Source organism: Rhodovulum sp. 12E13 (assembly GCF_003340565.1).
GTDB lineage: Bacteria > Pseudomonadota > Alphaproteobacteria > Rhodobacterales > Rhodobacteraceae > HLUCCA09.
In genome coordinates, this window is the sequence record NZ_QPLK01000005.1 from 171,378 (window position 1) to 195,100 (window position 23,723).

General features: G+C 68.5%; 24 protein-coding genes. 13 read left to right on the top strand and 11 right to left on the bottom strand.

Annotated elements, in window-relative coordinates:
* Nucleotides 1–164 precede the first annotated feature (164 nt).
* Entirely contained in the window at nt 165–545 is a 381-nt protein-coding gene (locus DLJ49_RS06560; RefSeq protein WP_115392731.1) for an Hpt domain-containing protein, read from the top strand.
* Between the two features lie 33 nt (nt 546–578).
* On the opposite strand, the gene ilvA is transcribed toward DLJ49_RS06560, so the two are convergent.
* The gene (gene ilvA / locus DLJ49_RS06565) at nt 579–1,838 is read right to left on the bottom strand and encodes a threonine ammonia-lyase IlvA (RefSeq protein WP_115392732.1); all 1,260 of its coding nucleotides are present in this window, start codon (nt 1,836–1,838) and stop codon (nt 579–581) included.
* Nucleotides 1,839–1,917: 79 nt separating this feature from the next.
* On the opposite strand from ilvA, the gene DLJ49_RS06570 reads away from it, so the two are divergent.
* The 3 genes from DLJ49_RS06570 to msrA all read left to right on the top strand — a co-directional run bounded on the left by DLJ49_RS06570 (nt 1,918) and on the right by msrA (nt 4,900).
* Nucleotides 1,918–2,706, top strand: a complete 789-nt coding sequence (locus tag DLJ49_RS06570; RefSeq protein WP_115392733.1) for an FkbM family methyltransferase — start codon at nt 1,918–1,920, stop codon at nt 2,704–2,706.
* 31 nt (nt 2,707–2,737) lie between these two features.
* Entirely contained in the window at nt 2,738–3,961 is a 1,224-nt protein-coding gene (locus DLJ49_RS06575; protein WP_115392734.1) for an argininosuccinate synthase, read from the top strand.
* A gap of 267 nt (nt 3,962–4,228) precedes the next feature.
* Complete coding sequence (gene msrA / locus DLJ49_RS06580) at nt 4,229–4,900, top strand: peptide-methionine (S)-S-oxide reductase MsrA (RefSeq protein WP_369932497.1); 672 nt, start codon at nt 4,229–4,231, stop codon at nt 4,898–4,900.
* 20 nt (nt 4,901–4,920) lie between these two features.
* On the opposite strand, the gene DLJ49_RS06585 is transcribed toward msrA, so the two are convergent.
* Nucleotides 4,921–5,571, bottom strand: coding sequence for a YrbL family protein (locus DLJ49_RS06585; RefSeq protein ID WP_115392735.1), 651 nt, complete (start codon nt 5,569–5,571; stop codon nt 4,921–4,923).
* A gap of 170 nt (nt 5,572–5,741) precedes the next feature.
* On the opposite strand from DLJ49_RS06585, the gene mutS reads away from it, so the two are divergent.
* Nucleotides 5,742–8,399: a DNA mismatch repair protein MutS gene (gene mutS / locus DLJ49_RS06590; RefSeq protein ID WP_115392812.1), complete on the top strand. Its 2,658-nt coding sequence runs from the start codon at nt 5,742–5,744 to the stop codon at nt 8,397–8,399.
* 103 nt (nt 8,400–8,502) lie between these two features.
* On the opposite strand, the gene DLJ49_RS06595 is transcribed toward mutS, so the two are convergent.
* Both DLJ49_RS06595 and hrcA read right to left on the bottom strand, forming a co-directional pair.
* The gene (locus tag DLJ49_RS06595) at nt 8,503–9,102 is read right to left on the bottom strand and encodes a nucleotide exchange factor GrpE (RefSeq protein ID WP_115392736.1); all 600 of its coding nucleotides are present in this window, start codon (nt 9,100–9,102) and stop codon (nt 8,503–8,505) included.
* Between the two features lie 13 nt (nt 9,103–9,115).
* Nucleotides 9,116–10,180: a heat-inducible transcriptional repressor HrcA gene (hrcA, locus tag DLJ49_RS06600; protein WP_115392737.1), complete on the bottom strand. Its 1,065-nt coding sequence runs from the start codon at nt 10,178–10,180 to the stop codon at nt 9,116–9,118.
* Between the two features lie 176 nt (nt 10,181–10,356).
* On the opposite strand from hrcA, the gene rph reads away from it, so the two are divergent.
* Genes rph through DLJ49_RS06620 form a run of 4 tightly spaced genes read left to right on the top strand, consistent with a single transcriptional unit; the run spans nt 10,357 to nt 13,211 of the window.
* The gene (rph, locus tag DLJ49_RS06605; RefSeq protein WP_115392738.1) at nt 10,357–11,070 is read left to right on the top strand and encodes a ribonuclease PH; all 714 of its coding nucleotides are present in this window, start codon (nt 10,357–10,359) and stop codon (nt 11,068–11,070) included.
* Complete coding sequence (locus DLJ49_RS06610; RefSeq protein WP_115392739.1) at nt 11,067–11,681, top strand: non-canonical purine NTP pyrophosphatase; 615 nt, start codon at nt 11,067–11,069, stop codon at nt 11,679–11,681. Before rph ends, DLJ49_RS06610 begins: the two co-directional genes overlap by 4 nt.
* A gap of 4 nt (nt 11,682–11,685) precedes the next feature.
* Complete coding sequence (hemW, locus tag DLJ49_RS06615) at nt 11,686–12,849, top strand: radical SAM family heme chaperone HemW (protein WP_115392740.1); 1,164 nt, start codon at nt 11,686–11,688, stop codon at nt 12,847–12,849.
* Between the two features lie 8 nt (nt 12,850–12,857).
* Nucleotides 12,858–13,211, top strand: a complete 354-nt coding sequence (locus tag DLJ49_RS06620) for a YbaN family protein (RefSeq protein ID WP_115392741.1) — start codon at nt 12,858–12,860, stop codon at nt 13,209–13,211.
* Here DLJ49_RS06620 and DLJ49_RS06625 read toward each other — a convergent pair.
* From DLJ49_RS06625 to hemJ, 7 genes are all read right to left on the bottom strand, one after another.
* Nucleotides 13,186–14,037 carry a ParB/RepB/Spo0J family partition protein gene (locus DLJ49_RS06625; protein ID WP_233488791.1) on the bottom strand — a complete coding sequence of 284 codons (852 nt, stop codon included), beginning with the start codon at nt 14,035–14,037 and terminating at the stop codon, nt 13,186–13,188. The genes DLJ49_RS06620 and DLJ49_RS06625 overlap by 26 nt on opposite strands.
* 52 nt (nt 14,038–14,089) lie before the next feature.
* A complete protein-coding gene (locus DLJ49_RS06630) occupies nt 14,090–14,914 on the bottom strand; it encodes a ParA family protein (protein ID WP_115392743.1) in 825 nt (274 codons plus the stop codon).
* Complete coding sequence (gene rsmG / locus DLJ49_RS06635) at nt 14,890–15,531, bottom strand: 16S rRNA (guanine(527)-N(7))-methyltransferase RsmG (protein WP_115392744.1); 642 nt, start codon at nt 15,529–15,531, stop codon at nt 14,890–14,892. The genes DLJ49_RS06630 and rsmG overlap by 25 nt, the downstream gene beginning before the upstream one ends.
* Nucleotides 15,528–17,402 (bottom strand): tRNA uridine-5-carboxymethylaminomethyl(34) synthesis enzyme MnmG, encoded by a 1,875-nt coding sequence (gene mnmG, locus DLJ49_RS06640; protein ID WP_115392745.1) that lies wholly within the window; start codon nt 17,400–17,402, stop codon nt 15,528–15,530. Before mnmG ends, rsmG begins: the two co-directional genes overlap by 4 nt.
* Nucleotides 17,403–17,404: 2 nt before the next feature.
* Nucleotides 17,405–18,691: a tRNA uridine-5-carboxymethylaminomethyl(34) synthesis GTPase MnmE gene (mnmE, locus tag DLJ49_RS06645; protein WP_115392746.1), complete on the bottom strand. Its 1,287-nt coding sequence runs from the start codon at nt 18,689–18,691 to the stop codon at nt 17,405–17,407.
* Nucleotides 18,692–18,719: 28 nt separating this feature from the next.
* Entirely contained in the window at nt 18,720–19,991 is a 1,272-nt protein-coding gene (rho, locus tag DLJ49_RS06650) for a transcription termination factor Rho (RefSeq protein ID WP_115392747.1), read from the bottom strand.
* Nucleotides 19,992–20,153: 162 nt separating this feature from the next.
* Nucleotides 20,154–20,609 carry a protoporphyrinogen oxidase HemJ gene (gene hemJ, locus DLJ49_RS06655; protein ID WP_369932498.1) on the bottom strand — a complete coding sequence of 152 codons (456 nt, stop codon included), beginning with the start codon at nt 20,607–20,609 and terminating at the stop codon, nt 20,154–20,156.
* A gap of 390 nt (nt 20,610–20,999) precedes the next feature.
* Here hemJ and DLJ49_RS06660 point away from each other — a divergent pair, with 390 nt between their 5' ends.
* The 4 genes from DLJ49_RS06660 to dnaQ are packed head-to-tail and all read left to right on the top strand — an operon-like array spanning nt 21,000 to nt 23,722.
* A complete protein-coding gene (locus DLJ49_RS06660) occupies nt 21,000–21,599 on the top strand; it encodes a Maf family protein (protein ID WP_115392748.1) in 600 nt (199 codons plus the stop codon).
* Nucleotides 21,596–22,438: a shikimate dehydrogenase gene (locus tag DLJ49_RS06665; protein WP_115392749.1), complete on the top strand. Its 843-nt coding sequence runs from the start codon at nt 21,596–21,598 to the stop codon at nt 22,436–22,438. The genes DLJ49_RS06660 and DLJ49_RS06665 overlap by 4 nt, the downstream gene beginning before the upstream one ends.
* Nucleotides 22,435–23,028: a dephospho-CoA kinase gene (gene coaE / locus DLJ49_RS06670; protein ID WP_115392750.1), complete on the top strand. Its 594-nt coding sequence runs from the start codon at nt 22,435–22,437 to the stop codon at nt 23,026–23,028. Before DLJ49_RS06665 ends, coaE begins: the two co-directional genes overlap by 4 nt.
* Complete coding sequence (gene dnaQ, locus DLJ49_RS06675; RefSeq protein ID WP_115392751.1) at nt 23,021–23,722, top strand: DNA polymerase III subunit epsilon; 702 nt, start codon at nt 23,021–23,023, stop codon at nt 23,720–23,722. The genes coaE and dnaQ overlap by 8 nt, the downstream gene beginning before the upstream one ends.
* Nucleotide 23,723: the final 1 nt, after the last annotated feature.

A 23,723-nucleotide genomic window follows, 5' to 3' on the forward strand; every position in this document is an offset into this window, starting at 1 on the left:
GGAACCCCTGGACGAGCGGACGGAACTGGACAGGCGCGGGCCGTCGCGGGGAGCGACCCGTCGGCAGGCTTAGACCAGCGCGCTTAAGGGGCCGTGAACCGGCGGGGGAAAGAGAGGCTTAACCCGCGCACGCTAGGCAGGCTGCGCAGGTCTGGAGGCAGCGCATGTCCGACGGTGCAGGAGCGCCCGATCCTTCCCCGCCCGATCCGTCGGCGATCGACTGGCCGCGCGTGGCCGACTTGCGCGTCGAGATCGGCGACGACGAATTCGTCGAGGTGCTGGAGCTGTTCCTCACCGATTCCGACGAGATGGTGGAGGCGCTCGCCGGGCAGCCGCCCTCGGCCTACGAGGAGGCGCTGCACTCGCTCAAGGGCGCCGCGCTCAACATGGGGTTGTCGGGGCTGGCCGAGATCTGCCGGCAGGGCGAGCGGCTGGCGGCCGAGGGCCGCGCCGAGGAGGTGCAGATCGCGCTGGTTCTGACCGGATATGCGGCGGCGCGCGCCGCCCTGGTATCGGGCCTGCAGGCCGGCAAGGGCGGGGGCTGACATCGCGGCGCGAAGATGCGCGCCGCCAGGCGGTCAGAGCACGAATTCGCCGATGAGCTCGTCTGCGGTGATGTCGGTATAGACGAAGCCGTGCGCCTCGAGCCGGTCGAACAGCGCGCCGAAGTTCTCGGCCCGGGCCGTCTCGATCCCGAGCAGCACTGAGCCGAAGTTGCGCGCGGATTTCTTGAGGTATTCGAAGCGCGCGATGTCGTCTTCAGGCCCGAGCATCTCGAGAAAGTCGCGCAGGGCGCCGGGGCGCTGGGGCAGGCGGAGGATGACGTATTTCTTCTTGCCGGTGTAGCGCATGCTGCGCTCCTTCACCTCCGGCAGCCGCTCGAAGTCGAAATTGCCGCCCGAGGTGACGCAGACCACGCGCTTGCCCCTGATCTCGTCCGCCAGCCCTGGCAGCACGTCGACCGACAGCGCGCCCGCAGGTTCCAGCACGATGCCCTCGACGTTCAGCATCTCGAGGATGGTGCCGCAGATGCGGTTCTCTGGCGCGGCGATCAGATGCGCGGGGTCGACGCCCTTGAGCATGTCGAAGGTATGCCCGCCGATCCGGGCCACCGCCGCCCCATCGACGAAGGTGTCGACCTTGTTCAGCGTGACCGGCGCCCCCTCGGCCAGCGCAGCGGCGAGGCTGGCGCCCCCTTCGGGCTCGACATAGCGGCAGGCGATGCCCGGCGCCGCCGCGCGGAAATAGCCTGTCATGCCGGCCGACAGGCCCCCGCCGCCCACCGGCATCACCACGAGGTCGGGTTGCCCCATGCCCTGCGCCCCGGCCTGCGCGAGCAGTTCGACGGCGACCGAGGCCTGCCCCTCGATCACGTCGGGATCGTCGAAGGGGGCGAGAAAGTGCGCGCCCTGCTCGGCGCACCACGCCTTCGCCTCGGCCAGCGTGTCGTCGACGTAGTCGCCGGTCAGCCGGATCTCGACCTGCGCGCCGCCGAAGGTGCGCGTCTTCATGATCTTCTGCTCGGGCGTGGTCACCGGCATGAAGATCACGCCACGTACCCCGAAGTGGCGGCAGACATAGGCCATGCCCTGCGCGTGGTTGCCCGCCGAGGCGGCGACGAAGAGCTGCTGCGCGGGGTCGCGCTCGAGCACCTTGCGCATGGCGTTGAAGGCGCCGCGCAGCTTGTAGGAACGGACGGGCGCCAGATCCTCGCGCTTGAGCCAGATGTCGGCGCCGTAACGCTCCGACAGGTGGTCGTTGCGCTGCAGTGGCGTCGGCGGGAAGAGGGTGCGCAGCCGCTCCTCTGCGGAGCGGGCGTCCTGGGCGAAGCTGGTCATGGGCGGCGGTGTGGGCCATCGGCGGCGCCAAGGCAAGCGGACGCTTGCCCGAGGGGCATGGCGCGCCATCTGATCGACGATGGAAGACGGGATGTCAGGCAGGGCGCCGCTGGCCGCCGGCATCGGGCGATCGCTGCGGATCTATTACGGCGATTCGGGTCGGGCGGCGCGCATGGACGCGCTGTATGCGCGCTTCCTGCGGCCGGGCGCGCTGGCCTTCGACGTGGGCGCGCATGTGGGCGACCGGACAGCCTGCTTTCGCCGCCTCGGCGCCCGGGTGGTGGCGGTGGAGCCGCAGCCGGCGGCCCTGCGCGCCCTGCGGCTGATCCACGGCCGGGATGCGGGCGTCACGCTGGCGGGCGCGGCCGTCGGCGCCGCGGACGGGCGCGCGGCCCTGCGCGTGAACGTCGCCAACCCGACCGTCTCGACCCTGTCGGAGGGGTTCGTGGCCGCGGCGGCGGGCGCCGAGGGTTGGCAGGGCCAGCGGTGGGACAGGGTGGCGGATGTGCCCCTCACCACGCTCGACGCGCTGATCGCGGCGCATGGAGCACCCGACTTCGTCAAGGTCGATGTCGAGGGGATGGAGGACGTGGCGCTGGCGGGCCTGTCGCGCGCCGTGCCGGCCCTGTCGTTCGAGGTGACGACGATCCACCGTGGCGCGGCGCTCGGCGCGCTGGCGCAGGTGGCCGCGCTCGGCCCCTACCGCTTCGCGCTGTCGCTTGGCGAGGGGTTCGACCTGCCGGACGAGTGGGTGGGGGCGGAGACGATAGCACAGCGGATCGCCGCACTGCCGGACGCCGCCAATTCGGGCGACGTCTATGCCGTGCAAGACGGGGCGACGCTTGTCCCTGCCCGGGGCGCGGGGTAGAGGGCGCCGTCAGTCCGAAGCGGAGTGCCCCATGTCCGACGCGCCCAAGAAGGTCGTCCTCGCCTATTCCGGCGGGCTCGACACCTCGATCATCCTCAAGTGGCTGCAGGTGGAATACGGCTGCGAGGTCGTCACCTTCACGGCCGATCTCGGCCAGGGCGAAGAGCTGGAGCCCGCCCGCCAGAAGGCCGAGATGCTCGGGGTGCGCGAGGTGTTCGTCGAGGACCTGCGGGAAGAGTTCGTGCGCGACTACGTCTTCCCGATGTTCCGGGCGAATGCCGTTTACGAGGGCCTCTACCTGCTGGGCACGTCGATCGCGCGGCCACTGATCTCGAAGCGGCTGGTGGAGATCGCCGAGGAAACGGGGGCCGACGCGATCTCTCATGGCGCGACGGGCAAGGGCAACGACCAGGTGCGCTTCGAGCTGGCGGCCTATGCGCTGAACCCGCAGATCAAGGTGGTGGCACCGTGGCGGACCTGGTCGCTCACCTCGCGGACACGGCTGATCGAGTTCGCCGAGCAGCACCAGATCCCCATCGCCAAGGACAAGCGGGGCGAGGCGCCCTTCTCGGTCGACGCGAACCTGTTGCACACCTCGTCGGAAGGCAAGGTGCTGGAGGACCCGGCCGAGATGGCGCCCGACTACGTCTACCAGCGCACGGTCGACCCCGAGGACGCGCCGGACGAGGCCCAGCATGTCGAGATCGGCTTCGAGCGGGGCGACGCGGTGTCGATCGACGGCGAGCGGCTGTCGCCCGCCGCGCTGCTGACGCGGCTCAACGAGCTGGGGGGCAGGCACGGGATCGGGCGGCTCGACCTCGTGGAGGGGCGCTATGTCGGCATGAAGTCGCGCGGGATCTACGAGACGCCCGGTGGCACGATCCTGCTCGAGGCGCACCGCGGGATCGAGCAGATCACCCTCGACCGCGGCGCGATGCATCTCAAGGACGAGCTGATGCCGCGCTATGCCGAACTGATCTACAACGGCTACTGGTTCAGCCCCGAGCGCGAGATGCTGCAGGCCGCCATCGACCGCTCGCAGGAGCATGTCACCGGCACGGTGCGCGTGCGGCTCTACAAGGGCTCGGTGCGCACCGTCGGGCGCTGGTCGGATCACACGCTGTACTCGATGGAGCACGTGACGTTCGAGGACGACGCCGGCGCCTACGACCAGTCGGACGCGCAGGGCTTCATCCAGCTCAACGCCCTGCGGCTGAAGCTGATCGCCCAGCGCAATCGTCGCGTGGGTGGCTGACGGCGGGCGGCCTTCGGCGAGGATATTTGCGGCAAGAAGAAGCCTGGGATCGAGCTGCGCGATCCTGCGGTCGTCGCGGGCGCTCCGAGGCATGTGGGGGAGGCATGTCGGGCGGTGATCTGGCCCCCCGGGCGCCGACACTGCTACCCGCCGCCGCTGGGCAAGGAGGCGAAACAATCGTCAGGACCGCGTGAGGTCACGCCGGGGTGACTTGAGCGGACAGTCCCGCGAGGCGAGGCTGTGACCCTCGGTCACCGGAGATCTGCCATGTCGATGACGTTTGCCTCGATCAAGCCCGTCGTGCTGGCCCTGGCCATCGGGGTCGGGTTGCTCGCCCAGTGCCACACGGCCCGCGCTCAGGACGGCGGCACCGAGACCGCGCTTGTCGCCGGCGGTTGTTTCGGGTGTGTCGAAGCCGATTTCGAGCGGGTGCAGGGCGTCGAGGAGGTGGTGTCGGGCTTTGCCGGTGGCGACGTGGCCAACCCGACCTACAGGCAGGTGACCGGGGGCGGCACCGGCCATCTCGAGGTCGCGCAGATCCGCTACGACCCCGACCGGATCGGGTACCGCCAGATCCTCGACCTGTTTCTGCGCTCGATCGACCCGTTCGACGCGGGCGGCCAGTTCTGCGACCGGGGCCAGAGCTACACGACCGCGATCTTCGCCCGGACCGAGGCACAGCGGCAGGCGGCCCAAGCGGCCATCGCGCAGGCGGAGCGGGAGCTCGGGCGGGAGATCGTGACGCCGGTGCGCGGGCCGGCGGAGTTCTGGCCGGCCGAGGCGTATCACCAGGACTACTACCGCAGCGACGAGCGCGTGCTGACCCGCTTCGGCTGGATCGACAAGGCCGACGCCTACAAGCGGTACCGCGACGCCTGCGGCCGCGACGCGCGGGTGCGCGAGATCTGGGGCGCCGACGCGCCGTTCGCGGGAGGCTGAACCAGACGCCGGCCACGGGGTCAGGGCCTCGAAAGGCGTCTCCCGTCCCAGTGCAGCCCCGTCTCGCGGGCGGTGCGATAAAGCGCTGTCGCGAGTCGGCGGCGGGCCAGGACGGGCAGCCAGGACCGCAGCGGCACGAGCGCGCGATCGCCGAACCCGTCGACCAGGACGAAGCGGGAGGCGCCGTGGCGCGACGTCTCCAGCACGAAGTTGGCGGGGCGCGCGTCGTGGACGACGATGCCGGCCGCCTGCAGATCGGCCACGAGATCGTTGAGCATTTCGATTTCGGCGTCTCCGAGCCGTCCTTGATCGGCGAGCAGGGCGAGCGTCGGGCCCATCCGGCCGTCGGCATCGGCCACCTTGCGCACGATATGCGCCGTGCCGCTCCCCCATGGAAGGCAGGCGATCACCTCGGCCACCGGCGGCGGACGCCGCGTGCGGGTGGCATAGGCAAGGGCAGCCTGCCAGGCGCGACGTTCGCGCTGGCCGACCGGGTCTCTGACACCGCCACGGGCGTCGCGCCGCAGGGCATGCGGATGCATCACCTTGATCAGCAGGCCGGGCTGGTCAGGCCAGTCGAACACCGCGCGTTCGGAGCCGCGGGCGAGGGCCTCCTCCGGGGCGAGGCGCGGCAGGGACAGGCCCTGCGGCGGCGGGAACGACGTATCCATGTCATTAATCCTTAACAAGACCGTTACATGGAGGGAACCGCACCGACACCGACACCGGCACGGACACCGACGCTCTTCAATCGGCGGATCGCCAGCGATAGGCTGCCGGCAGCGCTCGGGCGAGCACTCGGGCGCGGCCACGCGAGGGGACGCGCCGCTTGACCGAGACGATGCCGAAGACGGGAGCCGTCACGCCGATGATGGCCCAGTACCTGGAGATCAAGGCCGGTCATCCGGGGGCGCTCCTGTTCTACCGTATGGGCGATTTCTACGAGATGTTCTTCGACGACGCGGTGGCGGCGGCCGAGGCGCTCGACATCGCCTTGACCAAGCGAGGCAGCCATGCGGGCGAGGACATCCCGATGTGCGGGGTGCCGGTGCATGCGGCCGAGAGCTATCTGCTGACGCTGATCCGAAAGGGCTTTCGCGTGGCCGTCTGCGAGCAGATGGAGGACCCTGCCGAGGCGAAGAAGCGCGGCCACAAGGCCGTGGTGCGGCGCGAGGTGGTGCGGCTGGTCACGCCGGGCACGCTGACCGAGGACACGCTGCTCGAGGCGCGGGCGAACAACTTTCTCGCGGCCTACGCGAACCTAGCCGGCGAGGGGGCGCTGGCCTGGGTCGACATCTCGACGGGCGAGTTGCGGGTGGCCGGGTGCCCGGAGGTGCGGTTGGGGCCAGACCTTGCGCGCCTCGCCCCACGGGAGGTGCTGTTGCCGGAAGCGTTGGAAGGGAGGCTGGGCGCGGTCGTGGAGGAGGCCGGCGCGGCACTGACGGCCCTCGAGCGGGGGATGTTCGACAGCGCGTCGGGGGCGCGGCGGCTGGCGGAGGCGTTCGGGGTGACCTCGCTGGATGCGTTCGGGGGGTTCGGGCGGGCCGAACTGTCGGCGATGGGGGCGCTCGCGGGGTATCTCGACCTGACGCAGAAGGGGCGGATGCCTCTGCTGCGCCCGCCGGTATGGGAGGCCGACGGCGACGCGGTAGCGATCGACGCGGCCACGCGGCGGAACCTCGAGCTGACCGAGTCGCTGTCGGGCGGGCGCGCGGGCTCTCTCCTCGGGGCGGTCGACCGGACGGTAACGGCGCCGGGCGCGCGTCTGCTAGCGCGGCGCATCTCGGCACCCGCGCGACGGCTGTCGACGGTGCAGGCGCGGCTGGCGAATGTGGCGCATTTCGTGGAGGAGACAGGGCAGGCCGAGAGGCTGCGCGCCTGCCTGCGCAGCGTGCCCGATATGGACCGGGCGCTGTCGCGGCTCGGGCTGGATCGGGGTGGGCCGCGCGATCTCGCCGCGATCCGCAACGGGCTAGCGGGGGCCGAGCAGGTGGCCGGCCAGCTGGACACAGGACTGCCCGAGGCGCTGGCAGAGGCGGCGGCGGACCTGCGGGGCCAGGAGGGGCTGCTGGGCGCGCTCGACGCCGCGCTGGTGGCCGACCCGCCGCATCTGGCGCGGGATGGCGGCTTCATCGCGCCGGGGCACGACGCCGAGCTCGACGAGGCGCGGCGGCTCCGCGACGAGGGGCGCGGCGTGATCGCCTCGCTCCAGGCCCGATACGCCGATCAGACGGGGATCGCCTCGCTGAAGGTCAAGCATAACAACGTACTGGGCTATTTCGTCGAGACGACGGCCACCCATGCCGAGCGGATGCTTGCGCCGCCCCTGTCGGAGACGTTCCGCCACCGGCAGACGACGGCGAACGCCCTGCGCTTCACCACCGAGGAGCTAAGCGATCTTGAGAGCCGGATCCTGAACGCGGGCGCGCGGGCGCTGGAGATCGAAAAGCGCCTCTTCGGCGCGTTGCGCGCGCTGGTGCTCGATGGCGCCCCGCGGGTGGCGGCGGCAGCGCGCGCACTGGCGGAGGTGGACGTGGCAACCGCGCTCGCGGACCTCGCCCGTGGCGAGGGATGGTGCCGGCCCGAGGTGGACGAGAGCCGCGCCTTCGCGATCGAGGGCGGGCGGCACCCGGTGGTCGAGCAGGCGCTGCGACGGCAGGCGGGGCCCGCCTTCGTGGCCAACGACTGCGACCTGTCGGCAGAGGGGGACGCGGCCCATATCCGCCTGCTGACCGGCCCCAACATGGCGGGCAAGTCGACCTACCTGCGGCAGAACGCACTGATCGCGCTTCTGGCACAGGCGGGAAGCTTCGTGCCCGCCTCCCGGGCGCGGATCGGTCTGGTCTCGGCCCTGTTCAGCCGCGTGGGCGCATCGGACGACCTGGCGCGGGGGCGCTCGACCTTCATGGTCGAAATGGTCGAGACGGCGGCGATCCTGAACCGGGCCGACGCCCGGGCGCTGGTAATTCTCGACGAGATCGGGCGGGGCACGGCGACCTACGATGGCCTCTCGATCGCGTGGGCGGTGCTGGAACACCTGCACGACGTCAACCGCTGCCGCGCGCTTTTTGCCACCCATTACCACGAGTTGACGGCACTCGCGCAACGGCTCGAGGGGGTGGAGAACGCGACAGTCGCGGTGAAGGAATGGCAGGACGACGTGGTGTTCCTGCACGAGGTGCGCCCCGGCGCCGCAGATCGCAGCTACGGCGTGCAGGTCGCGCGGCTGGCGGGGCTGCCGCGGGCAGTCATCGCCCGGGCGCGCACCGTGCTCGATGCCCTGGAGACGGGCGAGCGCGAGGGTGGGCGGGGCGCGAAGGCAGTTATCGACGACTTGCCCCTCTTCGCCGCGGCTCGACCGCCGCAGGCCGAGCCCGACCCGCCGCCGGAGAGCCCGGCACTCGAACACTTGCGAAACCTCTCGCCAGACGACCTGTCCCCGCGCGAGGCGCTGGAGACACTCTACGCGCTGAAGGCCCTTCTGCTGGATGGCAGGTGATCGGCGGCCGCCCGCAGGCCGGAGAGAACGCCCTTGCAAGGGCGTTCAGCGCGCGTGCGCGCGCTGAAGGCGTTTGCAAACGCCTTGGCCCCGCTCTGGGGGATCAGCCGGGCGTCGAGGAGACGCCTACCTGCGCTGGGCGCAACAGACGATCGTGCAACAGGAAGCCGTCGGCCATGACCTGAATGATGTCGCCCGCCCTTGTTTCGGGCACGGGAGCCTCGAACATCGCCTCGTGCAACTGGGGGTCGAAGGGCTCGCCCAGCTCCGGGCGGATCATGTGGATACCGTGCTTCTCGAAGACCTTGCCCAGTTCGCGCAGCGTCAGCTCGACGCCCTCGATCAGCGCAGCGTCGGCCTGACGCTGTTCGTCGGTCGCGGCGGCGAGGGCGCGGTTGAGATTGTCCCAGACGGGCAGCAGGTCGCGCGCAAGGCGGGAACCGCCATAGTTCTCGGCCTCGCGGCGATCGCGGTCGCTGCGCTTGCGCGCGTTTTCGGCGTCGGCGAGCGCGCGAAGGAACCGATCCTTGTAGGCGTCGCGCTCGGCGGTGAGCTCCGCGATCATCGCCTCGGAGCCCGGCGCAGCGGCACCCTCGCCGGTCGCGCTTTCTGCCTGATCCGCCGTGTCGACGGGCTCGGCGCCGGTCGCGTCCCAGCGATCCTGTGCGGAGAGATCGACGTCGTCCTTTTTCGGTTCGCCCATAGAGTCCTCTCGGTCAGGTCCGTTCGGTCAGCAATCGCCCCACGAGCTGCGCGGTGTAGTCCACAATGGGGACGATGCGGCCGTAATTCAGCCTCGTCGGCCCGATCACCCCGACCGCGCCGACGATCTTACGATCCGCGTTCATATATGGAGAGACCACCAGAGAGGAACCCGAAAGCGAGAAGAGTTTCGTCTCGGAGCCGATAAAAATCCGCACGCCTTCGCCCTCCTCGGTCAGTTCGAGAAACTCGGCGATGTCGCGTTTGCGCTCGAGATCGTCGAACAGCAGGCGGATCCGCTCGAGATCCTCGGCGCGGGTCTGCTCGTCGAGCAGATGTGCCGTGCCGCGGACAATCAGTCGCTCGGTCGGCTCGCCCTCGTCGGCCCAGACGGCGAGCCCCTGCTCGACGAGGCCACGCGCGAGCGAATCGAGCTCCTGTCGGCGGCGGGCGACCTCGGCGCGCATCGAGGCGCGAAGCTGGGACAGCGTCTTGCCCTCTGCCAGGGCGTTGACGAAATTGGCAGCCTCTCGCATCGAGGCGGGGGTCTGGCCCGGCGGCGGGGTGAAGACACGGTTCTCCACGTGCCCGTCGGCGAAGACCAGCACGACGAGCGCACGGTCATGGCCGAGATGCACGAACTCGATATGCCGGATCGGGGCCTCGTGCTTCGGCGTCAGCACGAGACTGGCCACTTGCGTGGCCCCGGTCAGCGCAGCCCCGACCTTGCCCATGAGGTGGACGATGTCCGACTCGTTCTCGCCCAGGGTGGCATCGATGCGGGCCCGGTCCGTGGCGTCGAGGTCGCGCACCTCGAGAAGGCCGTCGACGAACATGCGCAGGCCCAGCTCGGTAGGCACGCGGCCGGCGGAAACGTGCGGCGAGTCGAGCAGTCCGAGATACTCGAGATCCTGCATGACGTTCCGAATCGTCGCGGCCGAGATCTTTTCGGAGAAGTCGCGCGTCAGGGTGCGCGATCCCACCGGCTCGCCGCTGTCGAGATAGCCCTCGACCACCCGGCGAAAGACCTCGCGGGAGCGGTTGTTGAGTTCGTTCAGGGTCGGCGTTGCCTCGGTCATGTCGCTCTGAAAGGGACGGGGCGGATGCAGGATATAAATGCATGGCATGCGGGGCGGTCAACTCGGGCGGACGCCCGCCGCGGACCTGCGGGCGCATCGGCACGCGGGGTGGGCCTTGCGCCCGGGGCCGCGACTTGGGAAGAGCGGCCGCAGGCGAACAGCACAGGAGACGGGCCATGCGGCCATCGGGACGGGCGCTCGACCAGATGCGCGAGATCGTCATCGAGACGGGGGTGACGCGGCACGCGGAAGGATCGTGCCTGATCCGCATGGGCGACACGCATGTGCTGTGCACGGCGAGCGTGGAGGAGCGCGTGCCGCCCTTCCTGAAGAACTCGGGGCAGGGCTGGGTGACGGCTGAATACGGGATGCTGCCGCGTGCCACCCACACGCGGGGCCAGCGCGAGGCCAAGCGCGGGCAATCGGGGCGGACGCAGGAGATACAGCGGCTGATCGGGCGCGCGCTGCGGGCCGGCACCGACCTGCGGGCGCTGGGCGAGCGGCAGATCACGGTGGATTGCGACGTGATCCAGGCCGACGGGGGCACCCGGTGCGCGGCGATCACCGGCGGCTGGGTGGCGCTGAAGCTGGCGGTGGAGCGGCTGGCAAAGGCGCGTGACGTGCTGTCGGACCCGCTGGTGGATCATGTTGCGGCGGTCTCGTGCGGCATCTACGCGGGCCAGCCGGTGCTCGACCTCGACTATGCCGAGGACAGCGAGGCGGGAACCGACGGCAACTTCGTGATGACCGGCTCGGGGAATCTGATCGAACTGCAGGCGAGCGCGGAGGGGGCGACCTTTTCCCGCGAGGAACTGGCACGGCTGATGGACCTGGCAGAGGCGGGGGTGTCGGCGCTGGTCGCGGCACAGAAGGCGGCGGTGGCCGGATGACCCGGCGCTTCGCCGGCGGTCGGCTGGTCATCGCCTCGCACAACGCGGGAAAGGTGCGCGAGATCGGCGACCTTCTGGCGCCTTTCGGGGCAAAGGTGATCTCGGCCGGCGAGCTGGGTCTCGGCGAGCCGGAGGAAACGGAGGAGACCTTCGCCGGCAATGCGCGGATCAAGGCGCATGCCGCGGCGCGGGGCGCAGGCCTTCCGGCCCTGTCTGACGACAGCGGGCTGTCGGTCGCGGCCCTGGGGGGCGACCCCGGCGTGCGTACGGCGGACTGGGCCGAGACGGAGGGCGGGCGTGACTTTCGCGTCGGGATGGAACGGGTCTGGTCCGCCCTGGGGGACACGGCGGCCAACCCGCCGTTCGCCGCGCATTTCACCTGCGCTCTGTGCCTCGCCTGGCCCGACGGGGCCGACGCGGTCTTCGAGGGCGAGGTGCATGGAACGCTCGTCTGGCCACCGCGCGGCGAACGGGGCTTCGGCTACGACCCGATGTTCCTGCCCGAGGGCGAGCGGGAGACCTTCGGAGAGATGGAACCGGCACGGAAGCACGCGATGAGCCACCGGGCCCGCGCCTTCGCCGCGCTCGTCGCGGGCTGTTTCGGAGGATAGCGTCATGGAGGAGGGCGCCGGGTTCGGGCTGTATGTCCACTGGCCCTTCTGCCAGGCGAAGTGCCCCTATTGCGACTTCAACTCGCATGTCGTGACGGGCGTCGACCAGGCGCGCTGGGCGCGGGCGCTGGCCGGCGATGTGGCACGCGTGGCCGGGCGGACGGGAGGGCGCCACGGGGGACGGCGCCTGACCAGCGTGTTTTTCGGCGGAGGCACGCCGAGCCTGATGGAACCGGAGACCGTGGCCGCGGTGATGGACGCGGCGCGTGCGGGCTGGGTCTGCGCCAACGATCTCGAGGTGACGCTGGAGGCGAACCCCACCTCGGTGGAGGCGGGAAGGTTCGGCGGCTATCGCGACGCGGGCGTCAACCGGGTGTCGCTGGGGGTGCAGGCGCTGAACGATTCCGACCTGAAGCGGCTCGGACGATTGCACAGCGCGGCCGAGGCAAGGGCGGCCTTCGACGTGGCGCGGAGGGTGTTCGACCGGGTTTCGTTCGACCTGATCTGCGCACGGCAGGACCAGACGCGCGAGGCCTGGGCGGCAGAGCTGGACGAGGCGCTGGCAATGGCGGTGGACCATCTCTCGCTCTACCAGCTGACGATCGAGCCGGGCACCGCCTTTGCGGCGCGGCAGGAGGCTGGGAAGCTGCGGGGCCTGCCCGACGAGGATCTTGGCGCGGACCTGTACGAGATGACGGTGGAGCGGTGTGAGGCAGCGGGTCTGCGGCTCTACGAGGTGTCGAACTTCGCGAGACCGGGGGCCGAATGCCGGCACAACCTGCTTTACTGGTCAGGGGGCGACTATGCGGGCGTGGGACCGGGCGCGCATGGGCGGCTGACGCTGGACGGCCGGCGGGTGGCGACAGAGCAGGTGAGCGCCCCTGGCGCGTGGCTTGCCGGTGTCGAGACGGCCGAACGGGCGCATGAGCGCGAGGAGGAGATTTCCGTTTCCGATCAGGTTGTCGAGTATCTCTTGATGGGACTGCGCAAGCGCGAGGGCGTCGCGCTCTCGGCGCTGTCGGCCCTGGGGGATGCAGGAGCCTCGGTCGGGGAGCGCGCGCAGGCGCTGAAGGACGTCGGGCTGCTCGAGGCAGTGTCGGGGCGGATGCGGGCGACGCCACGGGGCAGGCTGCTGCTCGACCGGCTGGTGGCGGAGTTGGCGGGGTGAGCTGACCGATGCGCGTCGTCTGGGCATTCTGCGGCGTGCTGTGTGTCTGCTTCGGGGCGCTTGGGGTGTTTCTGCCATTGTTGCCGACGGTGCCCTTCATGCTTCTGGCGGCATTCTGCTTCGCACGATCGTCGCCGCAACTGCACGACTGGCTGCTCTCGCACCCGCTATTCGGGCCTCCGATCATGGACTGGCAGGAGCGTGGCGCGATCTCGCGCCGGGGCAAGATCGCGGCGACGGTGTCGATCACGGCGGTCTTTTCGCTGTCGCTAGCGCTGGGGGTGCCGCTGGCTGTGCTCGGGGTGCAGGCGGCTGTGCTGGCCGGCGTGCTGACCTTTATCTGGTCCCGTCCGGCAAGCTAGCCGAAAGCATCTGACACAGCAGATCCAGCTGGTCGAGATCGCGGTAGCGGACGCGGAGCTCGCCGGCACCGTCGATATCCTTGTGCTCGATGCTGACGCGCATGCGAAGATGCGCGGCGAGATCCTGCTCGATGGCGCGGGTGTCGGCGTCTTTCTCGGGCGTCGCGCGCGGCTTGTGTGCCTTGGCGGGGACGGCGCTTTGGCGGGCGAGTGCCTCGGCCTGGCGGACGGACAGGCCGCGGGCGACAACCTCGCGGGCGAGTGCGGCGGGATCGGTCGCGGTAACGAGGGCACGGGCATGTCCCGCGGTCAGGCGCCCGGCCTCGAGATGGGCGAGCACCTCGTCGGGCAGGCCGAGCAGGCGCATCAGGTTGGCGATGTGGCTGCGCGACTTGCCGAGGGAGCGGGCGAGCTGCTCCTGCGTGTGGCCGAATCGGTCGATAAGCTGGCGGTAGCCACGCGCCTCCTCGACCGGGGAAAGATCAGCCCGCTGGATATTCTCGACGATGGCGATCTCGAGCGCTTCCGTATCGTCGAGGTCGGAGACGATGACCGGCACGTCATGCAGCTGGGCGCGCTGAGCGGCGCGCCACCGGCGCTCGCCAGCGACCAGTTCGTGGGTCGCATCGCCGCGCGGACGAGGACGAACGATCAGGGGTTGCAGGATGCCTCGCTCGCGGATCGAGGCGGCGAGCTCGTCGAGCGCGGCCTCGTCGAAGCTGCGGCGAGGCTGATCCGGATTGGGCGCAATGGCATCGATGGGGAGCGTACGATCTGCGGAATGCGGCCGCTCAGTGGCGGGCTCGTCGAGATGAACGTCGGCCATGAGGGCGGAGAGGCCTCGACCTAAACCTCTGTTTTTCATAGGCTTTCTCCTGTCAGGCAGCCACGGTCAGTGCACGGTCGAGCAACTCGGAGGCCAGCGCCCGGTAGGCCGCCGCTCCACGCGAATGCGTGTCGTAGCTGAGAACGGGCGTGCCAAAGCTCGGCGCTTCGCTGATCCGGACGTTCCGGGGAATACGTGTCTCGAAGACGAGTTCCCCGAGGGCCTCGCGGGCATCCTGCTCGACCTGTTGCGAGAGGCGATTGCGAATGTCGAACATTGTCAGCACGACCCCCTCGATCCGCAATTTCTGGTTGGCGCTCTGGCGGACTTCGCGGACGGTCAGCATCAGCTGCGACAGGCCCTCGAGTGCAAAGAACTCCGATTGTAGCGGGACGAGGACGGAGTGCGCAGCCACCATCGCGTTGACGGTAAGCAGGTTGAGCGACGGCGGACAGTCGATCAGCACGAAATCATAGCCAAGGGCTTCGACATCAGCCCGGCGCAGCGCGTTGCGCAGGCGGAAGGATCGCCGCCCGTTGGAGAGCAGCTCCATATCGGCGGAAGCGAGATCGGTGTTGGAGGGCACGATGTCGATGCCCGTCACGCTGGTCGGGCGGATCGCGTCGGATATCGGGGTTTCGGAGAGAAGAATGTCGTAGGTGGTCTTGATTCGGGTACCCGGCTCGATGCCAAGGCCCGTGGAGGCGTTACCCTGGGGATCAAGATCTATCAGCAGGACACGCAGACCGCGCTCGGACAAGGCTGCGCAGAGATTGATGGCGGTCGTCGTCTTGCCGACCCCGCCCTTCTGGTTGGCGATGGCGATGATCTTCACTGCTCGATCCTCCCGCCTCAGACCCGAGCCGCCAGTTGGCATTCGAGGATCCGGGCTGCCGGGTCGGTTATACTCGGATGGGCCGTCGCGGTGAAGCGCCAGCTCGCCTGTGCTTCAGCGATTTCGGACATGTAGCGCGCGCCTTTTGGAAAGAGAAAGGTTGCGCCGGGAAGCGCATGCGGCTGCGCAAGGGCGATAAGACGTGTGAGCGGTGCGAGAGCACGGGCGGAGACGACCGTGGCGCTTTGTGAGGGGAGCTCTTCGATGCGGGCCGTATGGATCTTGGCAGTCAGCCCGAATTCGCGCACGCAGGTCGAGAGGAAGGCGCATTTGCGCCGGTCGCTCTCGACAAGCGCGAATTGCGTCTCTGGCCGGATGTCTTGCGCGACAAGGGCACAGACGAGGCCCGGCAGTCCGGCGCCGGAACCGATATCGAGCCAGAGCCCGTCCGTACGGGGTGACAGGACACAGAGCTGTGCCGAATCGAGGATATGCCGTTCCCACAGGTGGTCGACCGTCGACGGGGCCACGAGATTGACACGACGTGTCCAGTGTCTCAGCAGTTCTGCGAAGCGCGCAAGATCGCGCCTGGTTTCACGTGAAACGCCGAGAGTGCGGAGGCGGTCGCAAACCGATGCATCGGCACCCGGACTGCTCACGCCGAGCGCTTCTGCAGTTGCCGCACCCGCGCCAGTATCAGAGTCAGGGCAGCGGGGGTCATGCCCTCGATGCGCCCGGCCTGGGCCAATGTCTCGGGCCGGGCAACGAGAAGTTTCTCCCGCAGTTCCGCTGACAGTCCGTCGATGGCGCCATAGTCAAGCGCGGGCGACAGTGCGATCGCCTCGTCGCGCTGCAACCGGGCAATGTCATCGTCCTGCCGCCGGACATAATGTGCATAGAGTGCATCATTTGCGATTTGCGCCAGCGCCGATCGTTCGAGCGTGGCGATCGACGGGCAGAGGGTGGACAGGACCTCGATGTCGGCCCCCGGCAGCGCCAGGGCTTCCTCCGCTGTCCTGCGGCGCCCGTCGGGGGCAACCCGGACACCATTGGCATGCAACTCCGCGGCACTGATGCTGACGCTGGACAGGGCATGTCGCGCTCTCGCTATCCGCTCCATCTTGGCGTCAAAGGACCGGCGACGCCTTTCCCCCACCAATCCGACCGTCACACCCAGCGGTGTCAGACGTTGATCGGCATTGTCAGCCCGCAGAGACAGGCGATATTCCGCCCGCGAGGTGAACATACGGTAAGGTTCGGCCACGCCGTGCGTCGTCAGATCGTCGATCATCACACCGATATACGAACTGCGCCGCCCCGGAATTACCGGATCCCGACCTAGGGCGTCGGCGGCGGCATTCACGCCAGCGATGAGCCCCTGCGCTGCCGCCTCCTCATACCCTGTTGTCCCGTTGATCTGACCTGCCAGATAGAGGCCCGGGATGTCGACCACCGCAAGGGTCCGCGCCAGAGCCCTGGGATCGACGTAGTCGTACTCGATGGCATAACCCGGTTGAAGAATGACGACGTCCTCCAGGCCGGGGATCGATCGAACATAGTCCTCTTGCACGTCCTCGGGCAGCGAGGTGGAAATGCCGTTGGGATAGATCGTCGGATCGTCGACTCCCTCCGGCTCCAGGAATATCTGATGGCTGTCCTTGTCGGCGAAACGCACCACCTTGTCCTCGATCGACGGACAGTACCGGGGCCCCGGGCCGCCGATACGACCCGAATACATTGCCGATCGATCGAGGTTGGCGCGGATGATGTCATGCGTGCGTTCGGTGGTTCTCGTGATCCCGCACGCAACCTGGCGCGCCGCCAGATCGGTTGTCATAGTGGAGAAGAAAGTGGGCTCTTCGTCGCCCGGTTGCCGCTCGAGCCCCTCCCAGCGGATCGTGCGGCCATCGAGCCGCGGGGGCGTGCCGGTCTTCAGCCGCCCCAACGACAATCCGAACCCTCGAACCCTTTCGGCGAGGCGAGTCACGGCGGATGCGCCCATCCGGCCACCGGAAAACGATCGGTCGCCGACGTGTATCACACCATTCATGAACGTGCCGCTGGTCAGGACGATAGCGCGCGCCATCACTTTCTGTCCGTCTGCGAGCACGACACCGGTAACGCGATCCCCGCTCACGGCCAGATCCACCACCTCGCCCGCGATGATGTCGAGCCCTGGCGTTTGGCGCAGAAGGCGCTGCATCGCGGCGCGATACAGCGCCCGGTCTGCCTGAGCTCGGGGGCCTCGGACGGCAGGGCCCTTGCGCCGATTGAGAAGCCGAAACTGTATACCGGCCGCGTCCGCTGCTCGTCCCATGACGCCATCCAAAGCGTCGATTTCGCAGACGAGGTGACCCTTCCCCAAGCCTCCGATGGCCGGATTGCACGACATCACCCCGATATCACTCGTGCGCAGAGTCACCAGTGCAACCCGTGCTCCCATCCGCGCCGCTGCGGCCGCCGCTTCGCAGCCGGCATGGCCCGCCCCGATGACGGCCACGTCGTATGAATGGTGTTCCACGTGAAACATCCCTACTTGCCGATGCAGAAGCGAGAGAAGATCTCTCCCAACACGTCTTCCACTCCGATCCGCCCGATCACTTCATCAACGGCCAGAATCCCGGATCGCACGCATTCGCTTGCCACCTCCACCCTCTCGGGCTGGCCCTCTAGCACAGTCGCCGCTTCCTCCAAAGCGGCTGCTGCCCGATCGAGTGCCGCTGCTTGCCTCTCCGTCGTCGCGAGACCGGCGCCCGCAACACGCCCCCCCAGCTCCGACGCGATCATCGAGAGCAGTTCATCGATTCCCTCGCCTGTAAGCCCAGACACGCCAAGCTGACCAGACTGGACAGCACAGACATCCGACTTGCCGGTTACCACGATGTCACCCGGAGAGACTTCCATCCCGACAGGGGCCGCATCGAGAAACACCCTGAGGTCGGCCTCGCCGGCCCGCCGCCGCGCTCGCTCAACCCCGAGCCGCTCGATCACGTCGTCCGAGCAGCGGATACCCGCCGTATCGAGGAGAGTCACGAGATACCCCCCGATCTCCATCCGTACCTCAAGAATATCTCGGGTCGTTCCTGCAACCTCAGAGGTTATGGCGGCATCACGACCCGCCAACCTGTTGAGGAGGGTCGATTTCCCCGCGTTCGGCTCCCCCACGATCGCCACCTCGAAACCCCGCGCGATGCTCGAAGCCGCCACCGCACCCCGCGCCTCGCCCCTCATGCGCTCTGCGATCGAAGCCAGGGCGGAGGACAGCCCATGCACGATATCCTCTGGCACCTCCTCGTCGGCAAAGTCGACACTCGCCTCTAACGACCCGAGCACATCGAGCAGCCCCGCGCGCCATTCGGCCACCATCGCCTGTAACTGGCCACCGACAAGCCCCATCGCCTGCCGGCGCTGCGCCTCGGTCTCAGCATCGATCAGGGCGCCCAGCCCTTCGACCTCGGCAAGGTTCATCCGGTCGTTCTCGAGCGCCCGGCGCGTGAATTCGCCAGCCGACGCATCCCGAAGTCCGTCGAGCCCGCGCAGCACGGACAAAACCGCACGCACCACCGCCTCGCTGCCATGCAGATGAAACTCGGCGCTCTCCTCCCCGGTAAAACTCCGCCCCGGCTCGAAGATCAGCACCATTCCTTGGTCGAGGAGATCGTTAGGGCCCCAAATGTTGCGCACAACGGCCTGTCTCGGCACAGGCAACGCCCGCCGTGTCAGCTGGCGCACCACCTGCCAGGCGCGCGGCCCGCTGACGCGGATGATCGCCACCCCGGCCCTCCCCGGAGCCGTCGAGCGCGCAAAGATCGTGTCCATCCGATCGCTCGCCCGTGTCTCGGCAGGGTCAGGTGTTCATCGAGTCGAAGAACTCGGAATTCGACTTGGTCTGCTTGAGCTTCGACAGCAGGAACTCGATGGCATCCGTCGTGCCCATCGGGTTGAGAATCCGCCGCAGCACGAACGTCTTCTGCAGGTCGCCCTTCTCGACCAGCAGCTCTTCCTTCCGGGTCCCGGACTTGAGGATGTCCATCGCCGGGAAGACGCGCTTGTCGGCCACCTTGCGGTCCAGCACGATCTCGGAGTTGCCGGTGCCCTTGAACTCCTCGAAGATCACCTCGTCCATCCGGCTGCCGGTATCGATCAGGGCCGTGGCGATGATGGTGAGCGAGCCACCTTCCTCGATGTTCCGCGCCGCGCCGAAAAAGCGCTTGGGACGTTGCAGCGCGTTGGCGTCGACGCCCCCGGTCAGGACCTTGCCAGAGCTCGGGACGGTCGTGTTGTAGGCACGGCCGAGGCGCGTGATCGAATCGAGCAGGATCACCACGTCGCGCTTGTGCTCGACCAGGCGCTTTGCCTTCTCGATCACCATCTCCGATACCGCCACGTGACGCGACGCCGGCTCGTCGAACGTCGACGAGATCACTTCGCCCTTCACCGAGCGTTGCATGTCGGTGACTTCCTCGGGCCGCTCGTCGATCAAGAGCACGATCAGGTAACACTCGGGGTGGTTCACCTCGATCGAGTGCGCGATGTTCTGCAAGAGCACTGTCTTGCCCGTCCGCGGCGGCGCCACGATCAGGCTGCGCTGGCCCTTGCCGATGGGCGCCACGAGGTCGATGATGCGCGCTGACCGATCCTTCCGCGTCGGATCCTCGATCTCCATCGTCAGCCGTTCGTCGGGGTAGAGCGGCGTCAGGTTGTCGAAGGCCACCTTGTGCCGCGCGCGCTCCGGCTTCTCGAAGTTGATCTGCGTCACCTTCGTCATGGCGAAGTAGCGCTCGTTCTCGCGCGGGGCGGCCATCAGCCCTTCCACCGTGTCACCAGTGCGCATGCCGAACTGGCGGATCGTCTCGGGCGAGACGTAGATGTCGTCGGGACCGGGCAGGTAGTTGGCCTCGGGCGACCGGAGAAAGCCGAAGCCGTCCTGCATCACCTCGAGCACGCCGTCGCCCGAGATCTCCCAGCCTTCCTCAGCGCGCTCCTTGAGGATCTGGAACATCATGTCGCCCTTCCGCATGGTCGAGGCGTTGTCGATGTCCAGGTCCTCGGCGATCGACAGGAGGTCGGCCGGGGTCTTCGCCTTCAGCTCGGCGAGCGTCACGGTCTGCGAGGTCATGGGATGTCCCTTGGGTCGCGCACGAGGGGCGCGTCTGGTCGTCGGGCGTTCGGGTCGAACGCGGTTGTCTTGCGTCACGGGGGGGTGCTCGGCCGGACGGCCAGCACCGTGGCAGATACCCACGGCTCCCTGTGCTGTCAATCCCGCCCCGTCCGGTCCGTGTCAGAAGGGGCGCGCGATCACCGCCACCACGATGACGACGAGCAGAACCGTCGGCACCTCGTTCATCACCCGGTACTGGCGGCCCGAGCGCGAGTTGCCCTCCGCCTCAAACTCCTTCAGCCGTGCTCCGCACCACATGTGAAACCATGTCATCGCGAGCACGCCTATCCCCTTGGCATAGGGCCAGACCGCCCCCCAGTCGACTATGCCGGGGGTAAAGACCAGCGCCAGGCCGAACAGCCAGGTCGCGATGAGGGAGGGATTCATGATCAGTTTGAAGAGCTTGCGCTCCATCATCCGGAACAGCCGATCGGTCTCGCCGCCCGGAACGCTCTGCTCCGTGTGATGCACGAAGAGACGTGGCAGATAGAAGATGCCTGCCATCCACGCGACCATCGAGATCACGTGGAGCGACTTCGTCCAGGGATAGGCATAGGCCAGCCAGTCGGAGATCATGAAGGTCGGGCCTCGCGAAACCGGAATGACCCCCCTCTAATCAAGAAAGAAGAAAGAAGGAATGGGGTGATAGTAAGCCCTGTGGGCATGTGGATTCCCGACTTCTCCCCTCTCTCTCCCACGCGGGGCAACACCAGGTTCCCTCTCTCCCCGAACACTGTTTTCATGTTTCTTACCAGAAGGTTAAGGCCGAATTCCACCGAGCTTTCCTGTGGACAGCGCGGGCAAGATACCTCTCCTCCACAGGCGTTTCCCCACCCCTGTCCACGGGGAGGAGACGACCCGGAACGCGGGCCGCGTCCACAGGGCGCGGGCCCTCTGGCCAAGCCGTGCCAAAACGGCCACAAGGGGGCACAGGCTCCTCCCCCGCTTGTCCACAGATCCGCCCCCATGCCCGCCACACTCACGCTCGCCTCGACTTCCGAAACCCGTGCGCGTCTTCTCCGCGCCGCGGGTGTCGAGATCGAGCCGGTGGCGCCGCGTGTCGACGAAGAGGTCCTGCAGGACGCCCTTTCGGCCGAGGGTCTGAGGCCGCGGGACATGGCCGATGCGCTCGCCGAGGCGAAGGCCGCCAAGATCGCCGGGCGATTTCCCGACCGGCTGGTGCTCGGGGCCGACCAGACGGCAGAGCTCGATGGCGCTTTGCTGACCAAGCCCGGTACGCCAGACGACGCCCGCGCGCAGGTTGCTGCGCTCGCAGGCCAGCGTCACAGACTGCATGCCGCGGCGGTGCTCTACGACGAGGGCCGCCCGGTCTGGCGCCATGTCGAGACGGTCACGATGCACATGCGCCCCCTGTCCGCAAGCTACATCGATGCCTACATCGCCCGGAACTGGCCCGAGATCGCGGGAAGCGTCGGCGCATATCGTCTCGAAGAGGAAGGCGCGCGCTTCTTCACTCGCGTCGAGGGGTGCCATTTCGCCGTGCAGGGGCTGCCGCTCCTCCCCCTTCTGTCCTATCTCGCCACCAGGGGGTTGATCGAGACATGACCGACTCATCGCCGGATCGAATTCCCCTCGCGGGCGTCATCGGACACCCGGTGGCGCATTCGCGCTCGCCCCGGCTACATCGCCACTGGCTCCGGCGCTATGGTCTGCCGGGGCATTACGTGCCCCTCGACGTGGCGTCGGATGACCTGGAGGAAGTGCTCCGCGCCATGCCCCGTATGGGGTTTGTTGGGGCCAACGTCACCATCCCGCACAAGGAGACCGCGCTGCGGCTGTGCGACCTGGTGACCGACCGCGCCGCGCTGGTCGGCGCTGTCAATACTCTCATCTTCCGCGACGACGGAAAGATTCATGGTGACAATACAGATGGTTACGGCTTTCTGGCCAACATCCGGCAGGCCGCGCCCGGATGGCAGCCCAAGGCCGGCCCGGCCGCCGTGTTCGGGGCCGGTGGCGCGAGCCGGGCGGTCCTCGTCGCCTTGCTCGAGGCCGGCGTACCCGAGATCCGACTCGCAAACCGCTCGCGCCCCCGCGCCGATGCCTTGCGCTCGGAGTTCGGCGCACGGATTACCGTGATCGACTGGAACAAGGCCGCCGGGATGCTCGAGGGCGCCGCGACCGTGGTCAACACAACGTCGCTCGGCATGCAGGGCCATACGGAGTTCCGCGTGCCGCTCGACCGGCTGGAGCCGGGCGCGCTGGTCAACGATCTGGTCTACCAGCCGCTCGAGACCGAGTTCCTCGCGCAGGCCTGCGGGCGCGGCTGCATCGCGGTCGACGGTCTGGGGATGCTCCTGCACCAGGCCGTTCCCGGGTTCGAGCGGTGGTTCGGGCGCCGGCCCGAGGTCGATGACGAGCTGCGCGAGGCCGTGCTGCTGTGACGCCGCTGAAGATCGGCCTGACCGGCTCCATCGGCATGGGCAAGACAACGACGGCCCGAATGTTCGCCGAGGCCGGTCTGCCCGTGTGGGATGCCGACGCCGCGGTGCGCCGTCTCTATGCCCCTGGCGGTGCCGCCGTGGCAGAGATCGCGCGGATCCGACCGCAGGCGGTCGGGCCCGAGGGCGTCAACCGCGAGGCCCTGAAGCGATGGATCGCCGAAGACCCGACCGCGCTGGCACGGATCGAGGCGGTCGTGCATCCCCTCGTCGCCGCCGACCGGGCGCAGTTCCTCGCCCGGGCCGACGCGCCGGCCGTCGTGTTCGACGTGCCGCTCCTGTTCGAGACGGGGGCAGACGCCGCCATGGACGTGACCGTGGTCGTCTCCACCGACCCCGAGACGCAGAAAGCCCGCGTGATGGCCCGGCCGGGCATGACGGAGGCGCAGTTCGCCACGATCCTCGGCAAGCAGATGCCCGACGCCGAGAAGCGCGCCCGCGCCGACATGGTCATCCGCAGCGACACCCTCGACATGGCCCGCGCCGGTGTGGAGGATGTGCTGAGACACGTGAGAGGGCGTAGGGATGCGTGAAATCGTGCTGGATACCGAGACGACCGGCCTCGACCCGAACGAGGGCCACCGGATCGTCGAGATCGGCGCGGTCGAGCTTGCCAACCACATGCCCACCGGGCGCACATTTCACGAGTACATCAACCCGCGTCGCGACATGCCGATCGAGGCGTTCAACGTCCACGGCATCAGCGCCGAGTTCCTCGCCGACAAGCCGCCGTTCGAGGTGATCGCCGACGCGTTTCTCGATTTCGTGGGCGAGGGGAGGCTGGTGATTCACAACGCATCCTTCGACATGGCCTTTCTGAACGCCGAGCTTGGCTGGTGCGGCCGGCGGCTCCTGGCCGATGCGCAGGCGGTCGATACGTTGACGATCGCGCGGCGGAAATTCCCCGGCGCGATGGTCTCCCTCGATGCCCTGTGCAAGCGTTTCGAGATCGACAACTCGCGGCGCGTCTATCACGGAGCGCTGCTCGATTCCGAGATCCTGGCAGAGGTCTATCTCGAGCTCATCGGGGGGCGGCAGCCCGGCCTCGTGCTGGCGCCATCCGCCGAGGGGCGGCGGCGCGGTGCAACCTCCGCGGACGAGACATGGCGCCCACGACCCCGCCCGGTGCCCCTGGCCGGGCGCCTGACCGAGGCCGAGCGCGCGGCCCATTCCGAGATGGTCGAAGGGCTGGGCGAAAGCGCGGTCTGGCGCCGCTACGAGGCCTAGC

Coding starts and splice junctions, on each gene's coding strand:
- ilvA (WP_115392732.1), bottom strand. CDS start 1,838: ATGACCAGCTTCGCCCAGGACGCCCGCTCCGCAGAGGAGCGGCTGCGC.
- DLJ49_RS06560 (WP_115392731.1), top strand. CDS start 165: ATGTCCGACGGTGCAGGAGCGCCCGATCCTTCCCCGCCCGATCCGTCG.
- DLJ49_RS06575 (WP_115392734.1), top strand. CDS start 2,738: ATGTCCGACGCGCCCAAGAAGGTCGTCCTCGCCTATTCCGGCGGGCTC.
- DLJ49_RS06585 (WP_115392735.1), bottom strand. CDS start 5,571: ATGGATACGTCGTTCCCGCCGCCGCAGGGCCTGTCCCTGCCGCGCCTC.
- rph (WP_115392738.1), top strand. CDS start 10,357: ATGCGGCCATCGGGACGGGCGCTCGACCAGATGCGCGAGATCGTCATC.
- DLJ49_RS06620 (WP_115392741.1), top strand. CDS start 12,858: ATGCGCGTCGTCTGGGCATTCTGCGGCGTGCTGTGTGTCTGCTTCGGG.
- msrA (WP_369932497.1), top strand. CDS start 4,229: ATGTCGATGACGTTTGCCTCGATCAAGCCCGTCGTGCTGGCCCTGGCC.
- rho (WP_115392747.1), bottom strand. CDS start 19,991: ATGACCTCGCAGACCGTGACGCTCGCCGAGCTGAAGGCGAAGACCCCG.
- mnmE (WP_115392746.1), bottom strand. CDS start 18,691: ATGGACACGATCTTTGCGCGCTCGACGGCTCCGGGGAGGGCCGGGGTG.
- DLJ49_RS06625 (WP_233488791.1), bottom strand. CDS start 14,037: ATGGCCGACGTTCATCTCGACGAGCCCGCCACTGAGCGGCCGCATTCC.
- hemJ (WP_369932498.1), bottom strand. CDS start 20,609: ATGATCTCCGACTGGCTGGCCTATGCCTATCCCTGGACGAAGTCGCTC.
- DLJ49_RS06610 (WP_115392739.1), top strand. CDS start 11,067: ATGACCCGGCGCTTCGCCGGCGGTCGGCTGGTCATCGCCTCGCACAAC.
- DLJ49_RS06660 (WP_115392748.1), top strand. CDS start 21,000: ATGCCCGCCACACTCACGCTCGCCTCGACTTCCGAAACCCGTGCGCGT.
- mnmG (WP_115392745.1), bottom strand. CDS start 17,402: ATGTTTCACGTGGAACACCATTCATACGACGTGGCCGTCATCGGGGCG.
- dnaQ (WP_115392751.1), top strand. CDS start 23,021: ATGCGTGAAATCGTGCTGGATACCGAGACGACCGGCCTCGACCCGAAC.
- mutS (WP_115392812.1), top strand. CDS start 5,742: ATGCCGAAGACGGGAGCCGTCACGCCGATGATGGCCCAGTACCTGGAG.
- DLJ49_RS06665 (WP_115392749.1), top strand. CDS start 21,596: ATGACCGACTCATCGCCGGATCGAATTCCCCTCGCGGGCGTCATCGGA.
- DLJ49_RS06570 (WP_115392733.1), top strand. CDS start 1,918: ATGGAAGACGGGATGTCAGGCAGGGCGCCGCTGGCCGCCGGCATCGGG.
- DLJ49_RS06595 (WP_115392736.1), bottom strand. CDS start 9,102: ATGGGCGAACCGAAAAAGGACGACGTCGATCTCTCCGCACAGGATCGC.
- hemW (WP_115392740.1), top strand. CDS start 11,686: ATGGAGGAGGGCGCCGGGTTCGGGCTGTATGTCCACTGGCCCTTCTGC.
- hrcA (WP_115392737.1), bottom strand. CDS start 10,180: ATGACCGAGGCAACGCCGACCCTGAACGAACTCAACAACCGCTCCCGC.
- DLJ49_RS06630 (WP_115392743.1), bottom strand. CDS start 14,914: ATGCCAACTGGCGGCTCGGGTCTGAGGCGGGAGGATCGAGCAGTGAAG.